The organism is Alteromonas sp. G4i35 (assembly GCF_054960375.1).
The window spans coordinates 134,510-156,782 of the sequence record NZ_JBHNZD010000008.1; the positions used below are offsets into that span (position 1 = coordinate 134,510).

16 protein-coding genes are annotated in these 22,273 nt (G+C 45.5%); 10 read left to right on the plus strand and 6 right to left on the minus strand.

What is annotated here, in order from left to right:
• Nucleotides 1-3 precede the first annotated feature (3 nt).
• The 3 genes from ACFI6L_RS06770 to ACFI6L_RS06780 all read left to right on the plus strand — a co-directional run bounded on the left by ACFI6L_RS06770 (nt 4) and on the right by ACFI6L_RS06780 (nt 2,547).
• A complete protein-coding gene (locus ACFI6L_RS06770) occupies nt 4-1,035 on the plus strand; it encodes a succinylglutamate desuccinylase/aspartoacylase family protein (protein ID WP_462573649.1) in 1,032 nt (343 codons plus the stop codon).
• A gap of 17 nt (nt 1,036-1,052) precedes the next feature.
• On the plus strand, nt 1,053-1,487 hold the full coding sequence (locus ACFI6L_RS06775; RefSeq protein ID WP_014950822.1) for an ATP-dependent zinc protease family protein: 435 nt from the start codon (nt 1,053-1,055) through the stop codon (nt 1,485-1,487).
• Nucleotides 1,488-1,548: 61 nt separating this feature from the next.
• On the plus strand, nt 1,549-2,547 hold the full coding sequence (locus ACFI6L_RS06780; RefSeq protein WP_462573650.1) for an amino acid ABC transporter substrate-binding protein: 999 nt from the start codon (nt 1,549-1,551) through the stop codon (nt 2,545-2,547).
• Here the strand turns inward: ACFI6L_RS06780 and ACFI6L_RS06785 are convergent.
• A complete protein-coding gene (locus ACFI6L_RS06785; protein WP_014950824.1) occupies nt 2,507-3,151 on the minus strand; it encodes a response regulator transcription factor in 645 nt (214 codons plus the stop codon). The genes ACFI6L_RS06780 and ACFI6L_RS06785 overlap by 41 nt on opposite strands.
• A gap of 18 nt (nt 3,152-3,169) precedes the next feature.
• Nucleotides 3,170-5,116 carry an acetate--CoA ligase gene (acs, locus tag ACFI6L_RS06790; RefSeq protein ID WP_014950825.1) on the minus strand — a complete coding sequence of 649 codons (1,947 nt, stop codon included), beginning with the start codon at nt 5,114-5,116 and terminating at the stop codon, nt 3,170-3,172.
• Between the two features lie 245 nt (nt 5,117-5,361).
• On the opposite strand from acs, the gene ACFI6L_RS06795 reads away from it, so the two are divergent.
• Entirely contained in the window at nt 5,362-6,525 is a 1,164-nt protein-coding gene (locus tag ACFI6L_RS06795; protein ID WP_014950826.1) for a DcaP family trimeric outer membrane transporter, read from the plus strand.
• A 92-nt stretch (nt 6,526-6,617) separates the two neighbouring features.
• Here ACFI6L_RS06795 and ACFI6L_RS06800 read toward each other — a convergent pair whose 3' ends face one another.
• The 3 genes from ACFI6L_RS06800 to ACFI6L_RS06810 form a co-directional block, all read right to left on the minus strand.
• Nucleotides 6,618-7,772 (minus strand): Na/Pi symporter, encoded by a 1,155-nt coding sequence (locus ACFI6L_RS06800; protein ID WP_462573651.1) that lies wholly within the window; start codon nt 7,770-7,772, stop codon nt 6,618-6,620.
• Between the two features lie 110 nt (nt 7,773-7,882).
• Nucleotides 7,883-8,935, minus strand: a complete 1,053-nt coding sequence (locus ACFI6L_RS06805; RefSeq protein WP_014950828.1) for an aldo/keto reductase — start codon at nt 8,933-8,935, stop codon at nt 7,883-7,885.
• An 82-nt stretch (nt 8,936-9,017) separates the two neighbouring features.
• On the minus strand, nt 9,018-10,076 hold the full coding sequence (locus tag ACFI6L_RS06810) for a chemotaxis protein (protein ID WP_462573652.1): 1,059 nt from the start codon (nt 10,074-10,076) through the stop codon (nt 9,018-9,020).
• Between the two features lie 393 nt (nt 10,077-10,469).
• Between ACFI6L_RS06810 and ACFI6L_RS06815 the strand changes: the two genes are divergently transcribed.
• The 6 genes from ACFI6L_RS06815 (at nt 10,470) to ACFI6L_RS06840 (ending at nt 19,430) form a co-directional block, all read left to right on the plus strand.
• On the plus strand, nt 10,470-12,947 hold the full coding sequence (locus tag ACFI6L_RS06815; RefSeq protein ID WP_462573653.1) for a S8 family peptidase: 2,478 nt from the start codon (nt 10,470-10,472) through the stop codon (nt 12,945-12,947).
• Between the two features lie 92 nt (nt 12,948-13,039).
• Nucleotides 13,040-13,885 carry a DUF6689 family protein gene (locus ACFI6L_RS06820; protein WP_423084026.1) on the plus strand — a complete coding sequence of 282 codons (846 nt, stop codon included), beginning with the start codon at nt 13,040-13,042 and terminating at the stop codon, nt 13,883-13,885.
• A gap of 159 nt (nt 13,886-14,044) precedes the next feature.
• Nucleotides 14,045-14,884, plus strand: coding sequence for a GAF domain-containing protein (locus tag ACFI6L_RS06825; protein WP_462573654.1), 840 nt, complete (start codon nt 14,045-14,047; stop codon nt 14,882-14,884).
• A 79-nt stretch (nt 14,885-14,963) separates the two neighbouring features.
• On the plus strand, nt 14,964-18,122 hold the full coding sequence (locus ACFI6L_RS06830) for a protein kinase domain-containing protein (RefSeq protein ID WP_462573655.1): 3,159 nt from the start codon (nt 14,964-14,966) through the stop codon (nt 18,120-18,122).
• Entirely contained in the window at nt 18,115-18,804 is a 690-nt protein-coding gene (locus tag ACFI6L_RS06835) for a sensor histidine kinase (protein WP_014950835.1), read from the plus strand. The genes ACFI6L_RS06830 and ACFI6L_RS06835 overlap by 8 nt, the downstream gene beginning before the upstream one ends.
• The gene (locus ACFI6L_RS06840) at nt 18,801-19,430 is read left to right on the plus strand and encodes a response regulator (RefSeq protein ID WP_014977493.1); all 630 of its coding nucleotides are present in this window, start codon (nt 18,801-18,803) and stop codon (nt 19,428-19,430) included. The genes ACFI6L_RS06835 and ACFI6L_RS06840 overlap by 4 nt, the downstream gene beginning before the upstream one ends.
• 255 nt (nt 19,431-19,685) lie before the next feature.
• On the opposite strand, the gene ACFI6L_RS06845 is transcribed toward ACFI6L_RS06840, so the two are convergent.
• On the minus strand, nt 19,686-22,133 hold the full coding sequence (locus ACFI6L_RS06845; RefSeq protein WP_039228572.1) for a S8 family serine peptidase: 2,448 nt from the start codon (nt 22,131-22,133) through the stop codon (nt 19,686-19,688).
• Nucleotides 22,134-22,273: the final 140 nt, after the last annotated feature.

Genomic DNA, 22,273 nt, shown 5'->3' on the forward strand with positions numbered 1-22,273 from the left:
TTAGTGGTAAATGATGTTTTAAGAATTGGGGGTGAAAACATTGCTCCTGGCGAAACAAAAAAGATTGAGTTAGAAATGCCGCCGTTGTACACGGCCACCAATATGAGCATTCCGGTTTACGTTAAACGAGGAAAGCGACCAGGTCCCATTATGTTCGTTAGCGCAGCCATTCACGGTGACGAATTAAATGGCATCGAAATAGTAGGCAGACTTATCCGCTCAAAAGCGATTGAACGCCTAAGAGGAACCTTTATCGCGGTGCCTATGGTTAATGTGTACGGCGTACTAAACCAATCTCGTTATTTACCCGATAGACGCGATTTGAACCGCAGTTTTCCAGGGAGTAAAAAAGGTTCGCTTGCCGGTAGGTTAGCCAACTTGTTTTTCAAAGAAGTGGTAAGTAAGTGCGATGTCGGCATTGACCTTCACACCGGCGCTATACACCGTAGTAACTTGCCACAGATTCGCGCTGACTTAGACGACCCAGAAGTACTGGAAATGGCAAAAGCGTTTGGCGTACCTGTACTTCTTAACGCAGAGTTACGCGACGGCTCTTTGCGCGAATCGGCCAGTGAAAGTGGCGTTAAAATTCTGCTTTACGAAGCAGGCCAAGCGTTACGTTATGACGAGTTTTCTATTCGTGCCGGCGTAAGAGGCATTATTAATACCATGCGTCATTTGGGCATGCTAAATAAAAGCCGCAGCAAGGGCCACAGTATCGAGCGTTTTATAGCGCGCCAAAGTGGATGGGTTCGCGCACCAGAAAGTGGCTTTGTGACGCATCTAGCACAGCTAGGTGACCATGTTGAGAAAGGTGACAAACTGGCCATTATTGCTGATCCGTTTGGCAATTATTTAGACAGCCTTGAAAGCCCTGCAGAAGGTGTTGTAATTGGTAAACAAAATATTCCGCTTACCCAAGAAGGTGAAGCGGTATACCACATTGCATACTTTTCAGAGCCTGATACTGTTGCAGAACACGTAGAATTATTACAAGACAATTTATTGCCACCAGAACAGGGTCCTGTTTTATAAAATTGGTAGAAAAACTGATGAACAATAAAAAAATTGTTGGTGCGGTAGAGCTGTGCGATTTACCCAAACTCGCCATCTCTGATTTGAACGTACGCGTTGATACAGGGGCGGCAACGTCTTCACTTCATGTGGACAACATTGAAGAGTTTGATCAAGACGGTGAATTATGGATTAAATTTGATATTCATCCGGACATTCACAACGTCGAACGCGTGGTTCGCAGAGAAGCACGTGTAGAAGGACAAAAACGCGTAAAAAGCTCAACGGCTACACTTGAGAAGCGCTATGTTATAATTACGCCTATAATAATGGACGGGTACCAGTGGGATATTCAGTTAACCCTAACGGACCGCTCTGAAATGACCTATTTGATGCTGCTCGGAAGAGAAGCGATGAGTGGTCAATTTATTGTAGACCCCGAACACGACTTTTTGCTGACGGGGAAAGATTAACATTACAAGTTAGCCATAAGGGAAATGTTAGCTGGATCCCTTGGGCAACTTGCAGTAAGGCATGCGTTTAGTGCATGAAAAATACAATATGGACGTTACGAAAAAAGCCCGAATTGTTGCCGCTTTGCTGTTGAGTGTAGTTACACCATTGAGTGCTCATGCTCAGCAGATAAACACAAACGAGGTAAGTACTGACTTACCTCACACCGTTCTCCGCCTGCCAAACATTCATCCTGGGCGAGATGCCGTATACGCCTACGCTAAACGTCTTCTCACAGAATCGCTGCGCGTTACTGAACCTCAATACGGCTCTTTTGAACTGATTGTCAGCGACCAAGAAACGGCGCAAGAACGTCAACTACGCAGCCTTGAACACCACATGCTAGACGTGACGTGGAGCGTTACCTCAACAGAGCGTGAACGTCAGTTCCTGCCCATTCGCATTCCCATTATGGCGGGTCTTTTAGGTAAGCGTGCGCTGCTGGTCAGAGAAGGCGATACGCGACTTAAAGAAGTAAAGTCATTAAACGCGTTACGAGCATACCGCGCGGTTTTGGGCTACGACTGGCCCGATACGAAGATTTTTCGCGCAAACGATATCCCGGTGTTGGAAACGACCTACCGGGCGTCATTTCGAACTGTTTCGGAGGGCTTCGCTGATATGTTTCCAAGAAGTGTTGTGGAAATTAAAGAAGAGCTCGCTGACAAGGCGCTCTCACGCGGTCTGACTATCGACGATCACCTTATCATTTCATACCCGAGCCCCATCTTTTTCTTTGTAGGAAGCGACAATCAGGCATTAGCAGGGCGGATAGCTGAGGGTCTGTTAAGGCTCTTCGAAACGGGTAAGTTTCAGGAGCTACTGTTAGCTCACGATAACTTTAGAGAAGGTATGGCACTTACCGAAGGGCGAACGGTTATTGAAATTGACAATCCTTTGCTCAGTGAACAAAGCCGCTTGGCATTGGAAAAGTTCTTACCGGAATTTGCTACCTCAGAAGCCGTGCTTAAGTTCGACGCTACTGAACCGGCGGCTCCAACTCAAGTTGTGAAGCAATAAGTACCGCTTGTGTGCGGTTGTTTATGCCCAGCTTTTTAAAGATAGCAGTAACATGCGCTTTAACCGTGGCCTCTGCGATATCTAAATTAAAGCCAATTTGCTTGTTCAGCAAGCCGTCTCGCATGTAACAAAGCACCTTGTATTGCGAAGGCGTTAGCGAGGCAACTTTGTCCGCTAATTCAGAGAACTCTTCATTCACCTCATCAACGTCTTCACTTAAGTTATCAGGTAGCCATACATCGCCATCCAGAATTGCTTCTACGGCGTTTGCAATATCTTGCGCACTGGCAGTTTTTGGGATGAACCCTAGCGCGCCCACGCTAATAATCTTTGAAATAAGTGTGGTGTCTTCTGTGCCAGAGACTACGGCAACAGGAAGTTCGGGAAAGAGTTTTCGAATATGCAGCAAGCCAAACAAATCATTGCTACCCGGCATGTGCAAATCAAGCAGCAATAAGTCGATATCCTCGTTGTTGAGAATATCGACTGTAGTGTTAAGGTCTCCCGCCTCTTTGAGGGTTAAGGCTGGAAGTGACAACGACAACGCGCCTCTTAGTGCATCGCGATACAGCGGATGATCATCAGCGATTAGAAGGGTTATCATTGTCTATATCCTTAGTTTCTACTTATTTAGACGTTCCTCTATCAGTGTATCAACAACCGATGGATCCGCCAACGTAGATGTGTCACCTAATTGCTCATGCTCATTGGCGGCAATCTTACGCAAAATACGGCGCATTATTTTACCAGAGCGGGTTTTAGGTAATCCACGAGACCATTGGATCATATCAGGTGTAGCAATCGGGCTTAGCTCTTGACGCACCCACGCCTTAAGCTCTTTAGTAAGGGCTTCATCTGCTTCAACCCCTTCATTTGGCGTTACGTAAACGTAGATACCCTGCCCTTTGATATCATGTGGGAAGCCAACAACAGCAGCCTCAGCCACTTTAGGATGGGCAACAAGTGCACTTTCGATTTCAGCGGTGCCCAAACGGTGTCCAGAAACGTTTAACACGTCATCTACACGACCGGTGATCCAGTAAAAGCCATCTTCGTCGCAACGAGCACCGTCACCGGTGAAGTACACACCTTTGTACGCGCTAAAGTAGGTGTTAATAAAGCGCTGATGATCGCCATAAACCGTTCGAGCTTGGCTAGGCCAGCTGTCTTTAATAACAAGATTACCTTCTGCTGCCCCTTCAAGCTCATTACCGTCAGCATCAAATAGCGCAGGCTGAATGCCGAAGAATGGACGAGTCGCTGAGCCAGGCTTCAACTCCGTAGCGCCAGGTAAAGGCAGGATCATATGTCCACCTGTTTCTGTCTGCCACCATGTATCGATGATAGGACAACGGCTCATACCAATTACGCGGTGGTACCATTCCCATGCTTCAGGATTAATAGGTTCACCTACTGTTCCTAACAGACGAAGCGATGAGACATCACACCCTTCAGCTGGAACATCTCCGTGGGCCATTAATGCGCGGATCGCAGTTGGTGCGGTATATAAACTATTTACTTTGTATTTTTCCACTACCTGAGCAATACGCTTAACGTCTGGATAGGTGGGTACACCTTCAAAGAACACTTGTGATGCGGCGTTCACCATAGGGCCATAAACCATGTAGCTGTGGCCTGTGATCCAGCCTACATCAGCGGTACACCAATAAACATCGTCTTCTTTGTAGTCAAAGGCATATTTAAAGGTCATCGCAGAATATAAGAGATACCCGCCCGTAGTGTGTACTACACCTTTTGGCGTTCCAGTAGAGCCTGATGTATAAAGGATAAACAGTGGGTCTTCCGCGTTCATTACCTCTGGTTCACACTGCGCTGACACGCCATCAACAGCGTCATGCCACCACACATCGTGCTTAGCATTCCAGTCTACTTCTCCTCCTGTGAGCTTATGAACTAAAACATGAGTAATAGACGGACACGCATCACCAGACAGTGCTTTATCCACATTCGCTTTCAGTGGAATACTTCTTCCAGCACGACGGCCTTCATCAGCAGTAATCACGACTTTGGCGTTGCTGTCATTGATACGATCGGCAATAGCGTTAGGTGAAAATCCACCGAAAATCACCGAATGTACTGCACCAATTCGGGCACACGCTAGCATGGCGTAGGCAGCCTCAGGTACCATCGGCATGTAAATCGCAACACGATCACCTTTTGCTACGCCCATTTCTTTAAGTGCATTCGCTAATTTACAAACTTCATAGTGCACTTGTTGATACGTGATATCTTGGCTATCTTCTGGTGAGTCACCTTCCCAGTGAAAGGCGACTTTTGTGGCATTATCAGCTAGATGGCGGTCAATACAGTTGTAGCTGGCATTTAACTCACCATCTTCAAACCACTTAATAGACACATCGTTTTCACCAAACATTGTGTTTTTAATTTTGGTGGGCTTTTGATACCACTCAAGCATGGATGCGTGCTCAGCCCAGAACGCTTCAGGTTGCTCTACAGATTGCTTATACATCTCATCATATTGAGATGCGGTTAAATGTGTAGACTGAAGAATGTTCTCAGGCACAGGATAAGTTTTGCTGGCGGTCATAAAGATTGCCTCCAATATCAATGATGTAAAATTCTTGTTGTATGGTGAAACACTCTAGCCATTCACCCACAAAGCAAAATGAGACTTTGGTCTTAGCAGCATACAACTAAGGTTCTACTAGAAAAGTATTACGACTATAGTCTTATGCGACCATTGGCTTATTTAATTTTGAGATAATAAGTACACAATCAGCAATGTTAACGTTGAATTTACATTTATTTAACCACTTTTTTGGAACAGACACGATGAAAGCTAAAATAAAAAATACGGCTACAGCAGTAGCGCTGTGCCTGGCAGCATCTACAGGTGCAGCACAAGCAGCAACAATCGGCGACACAAGTGTGAAATTCACAGGCTACATTAAAGTCGACGCTATGGTTAGTGACTACTCAGATGGCACCATTGCATCAGGTAGCGTAGGTCGCGATTTCTATATTCCTTCACTAACACCTGTTGGTGGCGTTGACGAAGATCCACAATTTGACGCGCATATCAGAACGTCACGATTCCGCTTTGCTACTTCTACTCCAACTGCTGAAGGCGATACCATTAACGGTGTTTTCGAGCTCGACTTCATTGTAACGAGCGGCGGTGATGAGCGTATCAGTAACTCTTACGTGCCTCGTGTTCGCCATGCATACCTTACCTACAAAAACTGGTTGGTAGGTCAAACTTGGACGACATTCATGGACGTTGGTTCACTACCAGAGTCTCTTGATTTCATTGGTACGACTGACGGTATTACCTTTGGTCGTCAAGTTATGGTGAGATATACCAACGGCGGCCTTCAGCTTGCGCTAGAAAACCCAGAATCAACCATTACGCCATTTGGCGGTGGTAGCCGAATTACGAGTGACGACAACAGCGTTCCAGACTTTGTAGCTGCCTATACGTCAAAGTATGACTGGGGTTATGTAAAAGTTGCGGGCTTATTAAGACAGTTGTCTTACGATAATGCCGCTGGCATTGATGCGGACGAAACCAGCTTTGGTGTATCGGTAACCGGTAAATACAATTTGTCTAATGGCGACGATATTCGCTTCACGTTCAACACGGGTAAAGGTTTAGGCAGATATTCCGCGCTAAACGCAGTTAATGGTGCAGTACTTACCGAAAGCGGCGACCTTGAAGCCATAGACTCAACAGGTTACGGCATTGCGTATCGTCACAAGTGGAGCGAAAAAGCGCGCAGTAGCATCATGTTCTCGGCGTTTGAAGCAGACAATGACGTATCATTAACAGGTTTAGCCACCACTGAAAGCACTTATAGTACACGTGTAAACTACTTGTACTCGCCAACTAAAGCGCTAACCGTTGGTGCTGAATACGCTTTCGCAAAGCGTGAGATTGAAGCCGGCCTTGAAGGCGACATGAACCGCTTCCAAGTTTCAGCAAAATACGCATTCTAAGAAATCCGCTAAGTTAAAAAAGAAAAACGGCACTGAGCTCATCAGCGCCGTTTTTTTGTGCATACAGAAAATAGAATGGCGCGCTACGTTAGCTACATAGTGGTGAAGATAATACCCAAAGGCATAATAAAGAATAAGCCACCGATATAAGCTGCGCCGTACATTTTCCGCTCTGCCGCTATCACTGATAATTGATAAGACAAATTGAGCGGAATATTGCGCAATAAAGGTAGCCCGTAAATAAGCGTAACGCCCAGAACGTTATAAATCAGGTGCACTAGCGCTATTTGTAGTGCAAATCCACTATTAACCCCCACTACACCCAACGCTGCGATAAGCGCAGTGATACATGTACCTATATTCGCGCCCAATGTGAACGGATAGATATCCTTAGCTTTTAAAATTCCACTACCAACCAAAGGTACCATAAGCGATGTAGTCGTTGACGAGGATTGCACTAGCACGGTCATCACAGCACCCGACGTTATTCCAGAGAGCGGACCTTTTCCTATGCTGGTATGCAATAGCGCCTTTGCCTTGCCCACCATAAGTGATTTCATAATTTTACCCATGTAGGTAATTGAAAACAAAATAAGGCCAATGCCAAGAATTATTTTCGCTACGCCCGGATAAATAGAAGGTAAAAAGGAGAATGCTTGTGTAACTAAGTCTGTTACCGGTTGCGTCATCGCTTTAATAGGATTAACACCAGACACACCGATGGCTTCACCAGTATGGAGAAGCGCAACCAATTGGGCACTTAAAAACTCCAAAATACCAAACGCCATTTCAAGAGGTAAGAAAATTAGTACCGACAGTACATTGAAGAAGTCATGAATAGTGGCCGCATTGAAGGCTCTTTGAAACTCATCTTTTTTTGCAACATGACCAAGGCTCACCAATGTGTTGGTAATACTGGTCCCAATGTTGGCACCCATCATCATGGGTATAGCGATAGTTATGGGTAAACCACCCGCTACCATTCCGACAATAATAGAGGTAACCGTACTTGAAGACTGAATAAGTGCGGTACACACCATACCAATAATCAATCCCATGACAGGATTAGAAGCAAAACTAAAAAGAGATTTCGCGTGATCGCCAGTAGCAAATTTGAATCCGCTGCCAATCATGCTGACAGCTAATAACATCACATAGACTAACAAGGCTAAAAGAAGCCACTTACGCCAGTTATGTGCTTTTTCTAGCACGCTGTTCTGGGCTAGTTGAGGGTCAATCATTGACATAATACGCACAACTTCATACTTGAAAAACTCATAATATGACGTGCGTATTACACAAAAATGACGGGGAGTGAAGTGCTACCCCGCCATTCTTAGGAAGAAAATAAATTCGCTTAGAAGCCTAAAGGATACTGCCTTAGTACACTGTGAATGTCGTCCAATGTTTCCTTCGAAAGTGAAATATCAAACGCGTCTATATTTTCTTTAAGTTGAGGCACAGTGGTAGCACCAATAATTGTTGAGGTAACACCAGGCACTTGCTTACACCACGCCAACGCGAGCTGCGAAGGTGTTATTCCTGCGTTTTCTGCAATCTTCATATATTCTGCTGTAGCTGCCTGCGCTGGCGCTTTATCTCTAAATAACCCCATACGCTGAGCTAGTGTCCAACGACTACCTTCCGGTCTGGCTCCATCCTGATACTTACCACTTAACATACCCGTTGCTAACGGCGACCACGGAAGGTAAGCAATGTTCTCTAGTTCACACATTTCAATTAAATAAGGCCAGTCTTTCGCATGAAGTAAACTGAACTCATTTTGGATAGAAACTGGAAGCGGCATATCCAGCTCTTTGCAAAGTGTAAGAAAGGCGTGAATGCCCCAAGGCGTGTCATCTGACAGCCCCCAGTGTCTAATTTTCCCTTCATCCAGCGCGCGCTTAATGCCTAAAAGGATATCACGCATACCATCCAGTTCTTTTTCTCGATTGGTTTTGGTTGGATCAGCACCATCCGGCCAATGCTTACCGAAATGAGGTGTAACTCTATTCGGCCAATGAAGCTGGTAAACGTCGATATAATCGGTTTTTAAGCGCTCTAATGAATAGGTGAGTGCGTTTGCGATAGCGTCAGCTGTAATGGGCCCTGCGTTGCGAATGTACTTCAAACCGCTGCCAGCAATTTTAGTCATTAAAACAATGTCAGAGCGCTTTGATTCGTTCCGCGAAATCCAATTACCGATAATGCGCTCTGTATCGCCATAGGTATCTACATTTGGGGGAACAGGATACATTTCGGCCGTATCGACAAAGTTCACGCCTTTATCCAGGGCAAACGCCATTTGCTCGTCTGCATCTTGCTGGGTGTTTTGAATGCCCCATGTCATTGTGCCCAAACACACATCCGACACCTGTAAGTCGCTATTTCCTAAGCGGTTAAACTTCATTTTTGCTTCTACCTTGCTTGGCTTATACCTTATTGATGCAATAATGAGTCGACCGCTTAAGAAATAAAAGTGCCCTCTGTGGTTATGAGGCTTTCTTAGTGGCCAACTCGGCTTCTACACTTGCTAGCCGCGCCTCAATATCTCTTTTGGACTCGACCATTTCATTCGCCAATTCTGCGAGTGATTTTAACTCTGCAAACCCTAACTTTCTCGTATCAATCATTTGATACTGACGCTTACAGCGATAAAAGAAAGTAAGAAAGTTAACAAAAGCGCGGTGAAATGTCGCAAAACTCTTGATCAATACCAGAATTAACACGATAGACGTGAGCGCAGCAATACTTAGACTGTAAATACGCACTTGGCCTTCTTGTTGTTCAATCATAGGTTTCAATGCGGTATCGACACCCTTTAGCTGTGTCTCCACATTATGTGCGCTTTGTCTGAACTCTCCGCGAAGGCCTTCATTGTGAGTTACACCAAACGTTGTGAACGCATCAACTAATTGCAACAGCGCTTCTCTATATTGTATCAATGACTCATCAAGCGCCGAACTATTGCGGTAATCAGCAACTAAACGCTCAGTCATTTCGTTCATCAACTTCGCATAATACCCTTCTTGGGTTATTTGATAATTTCGCGTGGCGAGTTGAATATTGGTTAACAACTCTCTTGATAATGGGTTTTGAGAAAGTGCCCCTTCGTTGAGTACTTTTTCTAGCTCGGAAATACGCCCTCTCAGCCCGTCATTTTGCGTGAGCCCAATTCGCTCTTGAAGAGAGACAACATGTTGGAATACCCCGCTGTAGGCCTCCATTGAGGCAGACAGGCTTTCGACATCGGCCACAGGAAGACGGTATTCATTGAACATGGGAACAAGGGTAGTAAGTCGCCCTTTGAACAAATACGACTGCTGAAGAAACTTGTCAAAGTAATCGGTGTCGTGGCGAAGTAAAAAATCCTTTTCGTGTCGTCTCATCTGAAGCAAATCTTGCCCCATTCTCAGTAGCGCATCTCGCTGCTGATTTAAGCCAATTAAACGCTGAGTGAAATAATGCTGACTTATCACCAGCATAGCCATTCCAATCACACAGATAAGGGTCATTAAAACCAATCGAGACTTAATTGAATCAAACTTCATGACAAACTCCTCTTGGGAGAAAACAGAGCGAACAAGACATAAACAAAAACTAATAAATGTTTAAATTTCGCCAACATACGTCATTACTATAGGTGCTTAACGTGACATTTTTTATTAAACCTTTGTAGCAATTTTGCACATTATTACATCAAAAAAAGTCACACATTTAGGGTGAAACCCCTATGTTCGAACAAAATTCAAACGGCCACTATTAGTGCGTACTTTGCTGCGATGACGTTAATCCAAAAACGCCGCGTTTTAATTAAGTACATGGCACGAATGCCATGCGCTTCAGCAACATAAACGCGTTCGGTAATGCTAACGACACAACAAGTCAAATGATTGTCTTAAGCATCTAAGAAAAAGCGCAGCCTCAAGAATTTGGAGAAGAATATGAAGAAGTTCGCCCTATCTACGTTAGCTGCAGCTATGCTAGCAAGCCCTTCAGCCCACACACTTGCCGATGCTTACATCGGCTCACAAATGGCTGAGAAACTTGTGTCGCTCTCCCCTGCTGAATCGCTGATGGCTGTTGTTACGTACGATCAAATGTCACCACTTGCCGAGTCACAAATTACGCAACTATTAAACTTGGGTATTACAGAAGGCGTGCAATTTAAGAACCTTCCAATTATTGGTGTGGTGGCAACGAAGGCGCAAATTGAGGCTATTGCTCAATTCGACGGTGTACGCTCAGTTTTTGCGAACCGTGAAATGAAGCTATACAACGCTGATGCTCGTGAGATCACAGGTGTTGCTGATTTGCAGGGCGAAGGATTTGCTTCAAGAAACAACGTTGAGTTCACTGGTAAAGGCTCAACTATTTTAGTGATTGATTCGGGTATTGACGCTTCTCACCAAGACCACTTCTTTGGCGATACTGTGGTTGATAACGTGCAAGCAATATTGAATCCGGGTGCGCTTTCTATCGTTGGCGTAACGGGTCCAACACTATCAAACCAAGTGAATACCGACCTAAACTCAGGACACGGCACACACGTTGCCGGTACTATCGCGGGTAGCGGTGTAATGTCTGATGGCAAGCACCGTGGAGCAGCCCCAGATGCTGACATCATTGGCTATGGTTCAGGCGCAGCAGTGCTGCTTTTAGATACTATCGGCGGCTTCGACTACGCAATTAGCAAGCAATACACCTTCGACAACCCTATCAAAGTTATCAGCAACTCGTGGGGTTCTAGCGGCAAGTACGAACCACTCGGCCCTGTTTCGTTGGCAAGTTACAAAGCACATAACATGGGAATGATTAGCGTATTCGCAGCAGGTAACGATGGCCCTGGTGAAGACTCGCATAACCCATATGCACAAATTCCTTGGGGGATCTCTGTAGGTGCGGGTGACAAGTTCGGAAAACTCGCTGGCTTTTCATCTCGCGGATTAAAAGGCGAGACTGGCGACTTTACTATGCCTGACGGCACGCAATGGACGTATAACAACGAAGTATCGGTTGTCGCTCCAGGTGTGGACATTATCTCTACTCGCGCCGTACTGAACGCTGCCGCGAATGGTGGAGACGCAGACATAGATGCAATTGAACCTCAGAACCTTCCTTTCTACACCATGATTTCTGGCACATCTATGGCGACACCGCATGTTTCAGGCATTATCGCATTGATGCTGGAAGCGAACCCGAACCTTGATAACGCGACAATTAAGCGCTTGCTGCAAGAGACAGCCACTAACATGCCTGGTTATGAGCGCTGGGAAGTCGGAGCGGGTTACGTTAATGCACGTTCAGCAGTTGCTGCTGCCCTACTTGAAGATATGGACCATAAAGTTACGGTTAATAACTTAGATGGTAAAAGCTTTAAGGCAAATGCACTTGTAACCACCAGCGATCGAGTGGAAAACTTCGATGTTTTTTATTCACCGGTAGGAGAGCCTGACGTTATTCCTTTTGAAGTAGGTTCAGAAGAGGTACTTGTCAAAGCGTCTGCCGATAGTTTTGCAAACTTAACCAAGCTTGTTCTTGTAGCCCCTGACGGCACTGAATATCGCGGTAACTTAACTACGCCAGTACTTTCTACCACCATGCGTGTTGCTGCACCAGCCATGCCTGGTACGTGGGGCGTATATGTTTATGGTTTAACATCACTCTCTGGTGTAGAAGCTGACCCATTAGGTTTAACTAACGGCCCAGGTTTACCTGAAACATTTAACGTGACCGTGTCGTTCGAAAATAGCGGCGGCTTTGAAGGTATGGACGACGTAGAAGGTCACCCTCAACAAAACGCCATAGAGTTCGCGGTAAGTGAGCGCTTAATGGACGCCATCAATAGTCGAGGCTTCTCACCTGATGCTCGTCTTAAACGCAAGGACTTTGCGCGCTATGCGGTAATGGGTGGAGCCGTTAGACAGTACCGTGACCTTTTGAATGAAGAGCGTCCTAATATTGGTTCAGTACCTGGTTTTGACAAAGCGTTCGTTGAATCAGTAATGGTTAAAGGTGGCGCACTTAAAGATAAGCTTCGTACACAGTCTCCTGTACTTCGCAGCGAAAATGGTAGTGCTGACCCGTTCGCTAGTGTTACTAAGCTAGATATCGCTTACTCACTGGTACAGATGCTTGGCTTGGAAGAAGCAGCACTTAGTTTTGACCCTAACGCCAACATCGTTGTTGACTATAACGGTGAGCAAATTGTGCTAGAAGATCAAGACAGTATTCCGGCTGATATGAAAGGCTACGTTCAGTTAGCACTTACTTTGTCGTTGATTAACGCAGAGTTTGGTGTAGAGCAAAGTCCATTCAGCATCACGCCTACTATAACTGCGAGCTTCGCGCCAGATACGGTTATAACCAGAGCGCATTACGCTGTATTGGCTTCGCGCTTCTTTGCTCAGTATTTCGAATAAAATCGCAAACCACTGAAAACGGTGCCATTATATTAATTGATAATGGCACCATTTTAGGTTAAATTTTAACCAATACTGAAAGAGGTCATCCTATGATGTTTACTGCGATGAAATTCAGACAACTTACCACCGTTGTTGCCACCACAGCTCTACTTTTGTTTTCAACTGCACAAGCACAGGTAGTCACGCCTGCAACTCTCACTGTCGACGACAATAAGATTCAGGCAAAACTGACGCTAAGCAGCTTAATTGAAGTAGATTTAACTGTAGAGTTCGAAAACAGTATTGGCCTAAATGCTAACAACATTGACATTACCGCTGAGCTGCTTGATCCCACAGATTTGACCATTACAGACCGCCTGCCCTCAGCACTAACAAGCGCTGTTTCGGGTTTCCCGGTTCTTGTATCAATCTCTCCGAAAGCTAACGCCGGTTTTGGGTTTGAAGGTTTGGCGACGGTTGAGCTTTACACCAAAGCTATTCACTACACGCCAACCATTCCATGGCGTTTGTTTACGTCTCACGACGGTGGCGAATTTGAAGATATAACCGTACTCATGTCATCAGGTAGTATCCGCGCGCGTGGCAGCACAGGTCAATTTTCTGATTTCATTATTTTATTAGACAATCGCCCGTCAGCTTCTGTTATCGATGACAAAGTTGCTTCGTTAAGCTCGATAGTAAATGGTAACCGCGATAAAATTTCGGCGCTACTAGAAACAGCGATAGACAGTGGAATAAACGATGTCCAGTCGGCATTGGCGGTAAACGATGACGATGCGGCACTGGTTGCTGTAGATAGCCTTATATCGCTTGTTGAAAATGCGTCTGGCAATGAAATTGCAGATGTGTGGCGCTCAAGTGGTGATGTTGTGAATGTGAAAGGTTTACTACTTACACAGCTGCAAACATTACGCTTTAGCTTAAGAACATTATAAGTCATATACCAACAGTCTCTGACAAGTTTAATTGCGTTGAAATCGACGCAATTAAACCAGCGTTTGGCGTGCACTTATAAGCAAAAGCTCGCTCATTTGTGTGATTTTATACAAATAAATGAAAAGAGATGGCACCAGTGACGCGACGAGGAATATGCCATGCCGTTACAAATAGCCTTTACAGAAAATAACGGAAGCGTAAGTGAGCACTTGCTTTTTGAAGGTCGCGAGTATCAGGTCGGCCGCTCTGAAAGCGCGGACATCGTTATTCCCCACCCCCAAGTTTCTCGCGCTCATGTTGTATTACGAGCAAACAAACAAGCTGACAACGATCACGTTTGGCAGCTAAATGACATGAGCTCTACAGGGTGCTTCAGTGCGGGAATTCAAATAAAGCACCTGACGCTAGACAAACCCCATGTATTACAGCTTGGTCCAGTACCCTGTGAATTTACTCCCCTTGCACTCAATAATGTCGTTAGGCTTGATAGCCAACGGGAGTGGAGAAAGCAACAACTAAAGCAGTACCAAACGCAGCTTCAACAGTGTAATAGCAGTAATGCTCTTATTAACCTTGCCAGAGAATGTTTAACCCAATCATTAGGGTGTGAACGGGCATCACTCATTTTGTTTGATAAGATAAATAACTATCAACTCGGGGTAGGCTATGAAAGCTGGATGCAAGGTGAGGACTTTACCGGTAGCCGTACTATCATCAACCAATGCATGCAAGGAAATGCTGTTCGTGCGATTGGCAATATTGTTTGCGACAAATCGTTAAACAAGCAGCATAGTATAATCAGTCACGGCATTCAGGCTGCCATCTGTGTACCTGTTTGTATTGATGAAAAGCCCGTTGGCGTATTGTACGCAGACTCGACGCTGGGACGCCGTTACTTTACCCAAACGGACATAGATTTTGCCACCTCTTTAGCGAATATGATTTCGATGCGTTTGTTATTCCACACAATTGAGCATAAACTTTCACTTATAAGCTAAAATAAAAATAACAATTTAGTGACGCAATTCGTCTATTCGATTGCGTCGCTGTAGTGGTTAGTGAAGTGTGGAGAAGGCTTTGAACAGGCCCGATGTATTCTCGTCGCAAAACAATTCTCTTAAAACTGAGGCGCTAGCTTTAGGGACTTCTATTGCGCCAAATTCCCGTCTAGCTAACCGGTTTCGAATTGTTGAACAACTTGGCTCAGGTGCTCAGGCCGCCGTTTTCAGCGCCATCGATGAATTACTTGATGTGAAAGTTGCACTTAAGGTCATTGAGGGTGGCGCCAGCGACCCGGTTAAAATGCAAACCATCCGCAATGAAGTCAACATCGCTAGGCAACTACAGCATCCTAATATCATCCGTGTTCATGACGTTTTCTCTGATGGAGATACCGCCTTTTTTACAATGGCGTTTATTGAAGGCGAGCCTCTGTATACACGCATTCAACAACCCATCAGCAAAGCCGATTTCGACAAGTGGCAGCAACAGCTCGTTGAGGCACTGTTGGCCTGTAAATCGATAGGCATTAAACATGGCGATATAAAGCCAGACAATATTCTTCTTGATCACAATGCAGACATTAAACTGATCGACTTTGGAATTGGGCAGAGCGCTGCGTCTGGCGCTCAAACGAGCGGACACCAACGCTATACCGCTCCTGAAGTCATCCAAACTGGAAAAGCGAGCGAACATTCTGACACCTACAGCTTAGGAAGAGTGTTAGAAGATATGCTGGGCTGTGTCCAAAAAGAAGGATTGGGCTTTTCTCATTACCTGTGGACGAAAAAACGCAGAGCTTGTATTGATCAATTAACACACCATTTGCCCGCGAAGAGACTCTCTTTGAAACAGGCACTTAACATCAGCTCATCAAGCGATAATGGCAGTGCTAATGTAACTTACAAAACCCTTGTCACCTTTTCCGCCATTGCCATATTGGTACTTGTGATTAGCGCCAGCATTTTTTCTTACTCTTGGTATCAAAAAGCGCAAACCAGACTGCCCTCTGATACTCCTATTCAGCTACTCGTACTCAATGACCCTCAATATCCACTTTTAGATACGATAAACACGTTACTGCGCTACTCCCTTTCTACTCACCCTAACATTGTTTTAGATGATAAAGCGCAAACCCAAGCATTGGTGTCAAACTTAGCGTTATCCCCATTTAATAACGACAATGACAGAGTAGACTTAGCGGCTTCCACGTCGGTAAACAGCGTATTATTACTTGATGCTACGCCTACCAGTAGCGATAGCTACTTACTTCACGCTAGTGTTCTTAGTATGCCCGCTAACGAACCTATATTTACCGTGTCACATAATGTAAATGCAAACACCCTGTCCGATGATTTAAGTGTATTTGCTAACAAGCTCATTCAATCGCTATTTGACGCCATCGAAACGCAATCGCCTCAACCACTTCCTGACTTACGCTACCTTGATGCCTTGGATACCGCTTGGCAAAAAGGAGAAGCGTTAAATAGCGCAGACACCGTTGAGGCGATTATAGCAACCACACCGGACTATCCGGGTGGATGGGTGGCAAAGGCTCGAAACGATTTAAATACGGGCGACTATGACGGTGCCAGGCAAGCGATAGAAACCTTATTCCAACTCTCTGACTTGGCAGTGTATTGGCGTTTACAAGGCGAGCTATTAAGAGCAGAGCTAAACGAAGATCTATCTCTTGCTCAACAATCAATAGATGCGCTTGTATCTCAGTTCCCTGATAGACCAGACTTGCTGTCGATGCGTGCAGACATATATCAGTGGGCTGGCGAAGATGCCAAAGCAATGTCCGACTATAAAGCGGCTTTAGCCCTTCGCCCCAATAATGGACAACTTTGGTTTGAACTTGCTCGTCTGCAAATTATTAATGGGGACATTGAAACTGCCACCAGCGACTCATTAACTCGAGCACTCGTAGCGTTTCGTCAAGCAAAAGATCCCCGAGGCGAGAGTTTAGTACTTAACGCTTTTGGTATTGCTTACCTACGTACAGCTGACAATGTGGCTGCAGCGCAGTATTTTAAAGACGCACTGGCATTGCGTGATGCAAAAACGCAGCCCTCTCAGCGGGCTAAAACCTTAGCCAACCTTGCCATCGCCACATCTCTTACGGGCGACTATGCCACCGCAGAGGCGTCATTGGAAGAAGCGGTAAAACTACTCCACGATTTAGGTGACTTGGCACAAGAAGCCCATGTAAACGATACACTAGGTTTTATGTTTGAAGAGCGAGGCCAGTTCGCAAGAGCGTTAGAGTACTACAAACGCGGTCTTGATATTCGTGTGCAAACCGATGACAAGGTGCTTCAGCCGCAAAGTATGAGCAACGTGGCCTATATGCATTTTTTAATTGGAGATATCTCTCTTGCTGAGATTTACTGGCAACAGGCGAAAATGCTATTTGAAAGAAATGGGGACGAATCTCACTTACTTCGAACCCATCAAAACCTTGCACAGTTGAGTTTGGTAAAAGGGGACAAAAATACTGCTTCTCAATATTTAAGTACCGTCGACAAAAAGCTTGGAAATCAGCATAACCAAGAGAGAATGATAAACCACCTGCTATTCAGCTACTTAAACTTTGCAAACGGAAACTTGACCGAAGCCACGCAGCACGCAACTGACGCAAGGCGCTTAGCTCTGGCTTCTGAAGATGCCAGAGCCCAAACCGAGGTATTATTATGGCAGGGAGAGATGTGTTTACTTACCGCAAACTGGTTGTGCCTAGAAAACAGTCTTGAAACCGTGACGCCTACCATTAGCGAAGAGCGCCACGAGCAATTTGCCGTTTATCAATGGTTAACATTGGGATTGAAGCATCATAAAGGCACACTAAATAACGAACGTGACGAGATCTACACTACACTTGTCGATAACACCAACGTACCGGTCATCACTGAAATTAAAATTCTGCTCGACATACAGCAGCGACTTTCTTTGAATGAAAATAGCAGCGCCATGGAGAAGCTTGGCTCGCTCATTAAACCAACCTACTACCAGCCTTACCTGCAGTGGCTATACGTAAAGGCGTCACTAGGTGATGAAGAGTCCATCGAAAAGTTAAAGCAAAAATTAGCGTTATATCCTACCTACTGGCGGAACCACCTTTACTATCGCGCCATACCAGGTAAAGAAGACACGGTGGATGACTTAACATCCAAATGGCTATCTCAATTACCTGAGCAACAGGTTGGAGACTACAGGAACGCCTATTTTGACTGACTTGGCCACCGAGATAGAGAACATTAAAGCGTTACAGGCGACCCTTCAGGCTCGATTAGATGCTGACCAAGAGGTTTTGCAACAGCTCGCAAAACGATTGTGGGCTCAACAAGAATCAGAAAAAGCGAAGCTTTCTCGTGAATTACATGATGGGATTGGTCAGCTGCTCACAGGGCTGACACGAAGACTGCAAGCATTATCAACCTCATCGCCTGAGCTTGAGGCACTACACGGCATCGCTGAAATGGCGTTAAATGATGTCAGACAATTATCGCGGCTAATGAGCCCAACAATCCTTGATGACTTAGGTCTTAAACCAGCACTTAACTGGCTTTGTAGAAATTTGCTTAGTGGTGAAGATATTGAATATCACACCGAGATTACCGTACCGCCTGATCTGCCCAAAGATATAAGCACTTTATTATTTAGAATTGCGCAAGAAACGCTGGTTAATGCTATAAAACACAGTGAGGCCACCAACCTTACTTTATCAATTTCTTACCATCATCACGTTATTCGTTTGGATATTCTTGATAATGGTGTAGGGTTTGACAGTAAAGCCATAGAGCCCGGCATTGGCCTTTCTAGTATTCGCGACAGAGCAGAAGCGTTCAATGCGACACTGGAAATAGACTCTGCAGTAGGGCAAGGCACCAGAACAACAGTAACGGTACCCGTATGACAATTCGTGTAGTGCTAGCCGATGACCATGTGCTTATGCGTCAAGGCGTGTCTCAAATGCTAAATGCCAACCCAGATATCAGCGTAGTGGGAGAATGCGACGATGGTGTCGCGCTAATCGCTGCTGTGTTAAAGCTCTCGCCAGATGTTATTTTAATGGACATTTCGATGCCACGTATGAGCGGTCTGGTCGCTATTGATAAAATTCTATCTCAGCGCAGTGACGCGAAAATTCTTGTGCTGTCTATGCACAACGAAGTGGAATACATTGAAGCCATGCGCGACGCAGGCGCTAAAGGCTACATATTAAAAGAATCTTCCGGTGAAAGCTTGGTTGAAGCCATCAAGAAAGTGGCCGCAAACAAAACCTGTTTTCCCGATGAACTAACCCAGTCATCTAGCGATCAATGCCAAAAGCACGTATCGCCACTAAGTGTATTAACTAGAAGAGAGCGAGAAGTTTTTTTCTTAGTTGCTGCAGGCAACACCAGTAAGAAGATTGCTGAGCTATTAGATATGAGCCTTAAAACTGCAGAAAATCATCGCAGTAATATTTATAAGAAGCTTAATTTAAGCAGTTCGGCAGAACTTATCAGAATGGCAGGAAAAGCAGGTTTATTAGAATAGTTGGGATTTATTCTCAGCGTAGAACTCTTTTCCATTTCCCCTCCTCCCAAATTCCATATTCAGCGAATGCTGGCTGCAGTAATTAAAGCCCTAAACAAAAAAGAAGGGCCTTACTTCAGCCACCCCTCTCTAAAAAGTGTGCGAGGGCCGGTTGTGGCATTCAAAACCCTCAGCAGCAGGGATGCTGCTGTGGAGCGCCCATGGATGGGTTTACCGCGTGTTTTGAATGTTACAACCGGCCCTCGCCTCAAAGGACTAAAGTTCTGCGTATTGCGTTAGGATAAACGCGGCTTCGCCTCTTGATACCCCATTTTGTGGATTAAAGAAGGCTTTAAGCGTAGGCTGTAGGTCAAATGGACCTTGCTCTACTTTCACTTCTACCTGCATTAGCCCTGCAGCCAGTGCTTGTTGAACATAGCCGCGATACTCAGGAGCAATCGCATCGGTGTCTTCAACTTCCACCGCTTCACCAAGAACAATTGCGATAACCTTCTGAGAGTCAAAGCTTTGCGCTGCATCTTCAAGACCTAATGCTTGAACCATTGAGTACGCCATTTCTTCTTTGCTCACCTGCATGTTGCTACCAAAGAAGTCACCATCAGCTTGCATTACGGGCTGCGTATTCATCTCTAAATCTCCCAACACCGCACCTGTCGCTGTCGCAGAGTTTACCGCTGCAGCATTTTCTGCACTCACATCGGTGTAGTTAACTGTGTTACCGTCGTTTGTTTGACGAAGGTTTGCACTAAGCGCCAACGTATCAGCAAGCTCTACACGAGTTAGTGGTGCGTCTGGCGCAAACCCACTTTCTTTTGCATCCATTAGCTCATTAGCAACGACGTATTCAATGAAAGGTTTAGCGGGATGACCTACTGCATCATCAATACCGGTGTAACCTGATGTGACTAACAAGCGAATATTCACATCGTTAGTGCCAGGGATACCCACACCGTTTGTAACACCTAGTGGGTCAACTGACACACCACTAATGCTACCAATTCCGCGGCTATATAGTTTCCATGTACCCGGCATACCCGGCGCAGCTGTGCCAACAGAAGAACCTAAAACAGGTAGGCCGATACCAGAGCCATAACGGTTGCCTGCCGGGTCTTCTAGTACGAACGCTGTTGCCGTTTCAATTGACGCGCTCGCCACCACCATAGATACGTCAGACGTTACTTCAAACTCTTCTACAGGTGACTCACCTACGGGTAGGTAAGTCGTAGGTAGCGTAAAGCTGTCGCCTTCAGCAACATTAGCAAATGCGTTAAATTCGCGATTTTTCTTCACGGTATCGCCGAATACTTCTTCACCTTCAAGCACTGCAGTTACCGCAGCATAAGCGTTAACATAACCAGCGCCCACTTCCCACTCGTCCATACCAGCCATTGGTGTTGCGGTTTCCTGAAGAATACGCTTCACATCTTCCCACTGAAGGTTTGGATTTGCTTCTAGCATTAGTGCAACAATACCAGACACGTGCGGCGCAGCCATTGAAGTACCGCTAGACACGGTATAAAACGGTAGGTGTTGTGGTTCAATCATTTCCGCGTCGTCAGCTGCACTTAAACCGCCTAGGCTAGACAGTGATGCACGAGCAGAAATAACGTCTACACCTGGCGCCGTTACGGTAGGACGGTCTTCCCACGTGAACACTTCACCATCAACAACCGCTTGTCCGCCTTTTCCGTCGACACCGCGAGAACTAAAGTCAGCTAGCTCGCCTTGCTTGTTGCCCGCAGCCACTGTAATTACCCAAGGTGCTTTTTTGAAGTTACCGGTAATTGTCGATTCGCCTGGGCCTGAGTTACCTGCCGAGAACACGGTAATAATACCGTTGTCTGCCAGTGCTTTAGTCACAACATTTGTTGGATCATCTGGATTAAATTCTGTACCCACATCGCCAGTGTTACCGAACGAGTTAGAAATAACACGAATGTTGTAATCGAACTGGTGTGTTAACGCGTAGTCGAAGCCACCGATCGTATCTAAAATAAATAGACCTGCGCCCGAGCCATAACCGATGATGTCTGCACCCGGTGCTACACCTGCATGCAAGCCACCGCTCTTGGCGCCATTACCGCCTACTGTGCCTGCCACATGCGTTCCGTGACCGCCTAAAATATCGGTGTTAGATACGTTTTCTTGGTATGTAATCGGTAAAATGCCGCTGTAGCTGTTTAAGTTTACTTGCGCTAAGACGTTTTGAACTACGTGATCAGGGAATGCTAAATCACCGTGAGTGCCGTCAACACCCGAGTCGTTTACTACTACACCAATGCCTTTACCTGATACCGGCATGCCATTTATGCGAATGTCACGGTCAGCCTGTAGTGCCTGTACACCCGTGATTTGGGTAGACTCATGGTTTTCTAGTTCTAGTGGGTCGTTGTTCCACACTGACACCACGTCATCGCGTTGATAAAGCGCTTCAACTTGCTGTTTGTTGGCTAACACACCAACAATAGGCACGTTACGTAGGCTAACACCTCCAGTGATACCTAACGATTCAAGTGCTGTAATTTGTTCTGTTGTGGCAGGTCCCTTACCTTCGAATGTAACAATAACTTGTTGTAGTTCTAGTGGCGAAGCCGCAAGCGCATCAGCCAATGTTTTATCGAAAGTTTTTGCATTCACCATGCTCGCTGGTAGGGCACAAGCAATAGCTACTGATAATACTGTTTTGTTATTAAGGAACTTCATAATACACCTCTCTTTGAGTACCCCTTGAGTATTTAACAACCAAAGAAGCAAAACTATGGGGAGTTCCCCCTATTCGATGTAATTTATAAAAGCGTTGAAAAAGCAGAAACTTAAAAAGAAAAAAGCCCTCACAAAAGGAG

Excerpts from the sequence above, each read along its gene's own strand:
- ACFI6L_RS06810 (WP_462573652.1), bottom strand. The coding sequence starts at position 10,076 with ATGAAGTTTGATTCAATTAAGTCTCGATTGGTTTTAATGACCCTTATC.
- ACFI6L_RS06800 (WP_462573651.1), bottom strand. The coding sequence starts at position 7,772 with ATGTCAATGATTGACCCTCAACTAGCCCAGAACAGCGTGCTAGAAAAA.
- ACFI6L_RS06815 (WP_462573653.1), top strand. The coding sequence starts at position 10,470 with ATGAAGAAGTTCGCCCTATCTACGTTAGCTGCAGCTATGCTAGCAAGC.
- ACFI6L_RS06840 (WP_014977493.1), top strand. The coding sequence starts at position 18,801 with ATGACAATTCGTGTAGTGCTAGCCGATGACCATGTGCTTATGCGTCAA.
- ACFI6L_RS06820 (WP_423084026.1), top strand. The coding sequence starts at position 13,040 with ATGATGTTTACTGCGATGAAATTCAGACAACTTACCACCGTTGTTGCC.
- ACFI6L_RS06780 (WP_462573650.1), top strand. The coding sequence starts at position 1,549 with ATGCGTTTAGTGCATGAAAAATACAATATGGACGTTACGAAAAAAGCC.
- ACFI6L_RS06775 (WP_014950822.1), top strand. The coding sequence starts at position 1,053 with ATGAACAATAAAAAAATTGTTGGTGCGGTAGAGCTGTGCGATTTACCC.
- acs (WP_014950825.1), bottom strand. The coding sequence starts at position 5,116 with ATGACCGCCAGCAAAACTTATCCTGTGCCTGAGAACATTCTTCAGTCT.
- ACFI6L_RS06845 (WP_039228572.1), bottom strand. The coding sequence starts at position 22,133 with ATGAAGTTCCTTAATAACAAAACAGTATTATCAGTAGCTATTGCTTGT.
- ACFI6L_RS06805 (WP_014950828.1), bottom strand. The coding sequence starts at position 8,935 with ATGAAGTTTAACCGCTTAGGAAATAGCGACTTACAGGTGTCGGATGTG.
- ACFI6L_RS06795 (WP_014950826.1), top strand. The coding sequence starts at position 5,362 with ATGAAAGCTAAAATAAAAAATACGGCTACAGCAGTAGCGCTGTGCCTG.
- ACFI6L_RS06785 (WP_014950824.1), bottom strand. The coding sequence starts at position 3,151 with ATGATAACCCTTCTAATCGCTGATGATCATCCGCTGTATCGCGATGCA.
- ACFI6L_RS06825 (WP_462573654.1), top strand. The coding sequence starts at position 14,045 with ATGCCGTTACAAATAGCCTTTACAGAAAATAACGGAAGCGTAAGTGAG.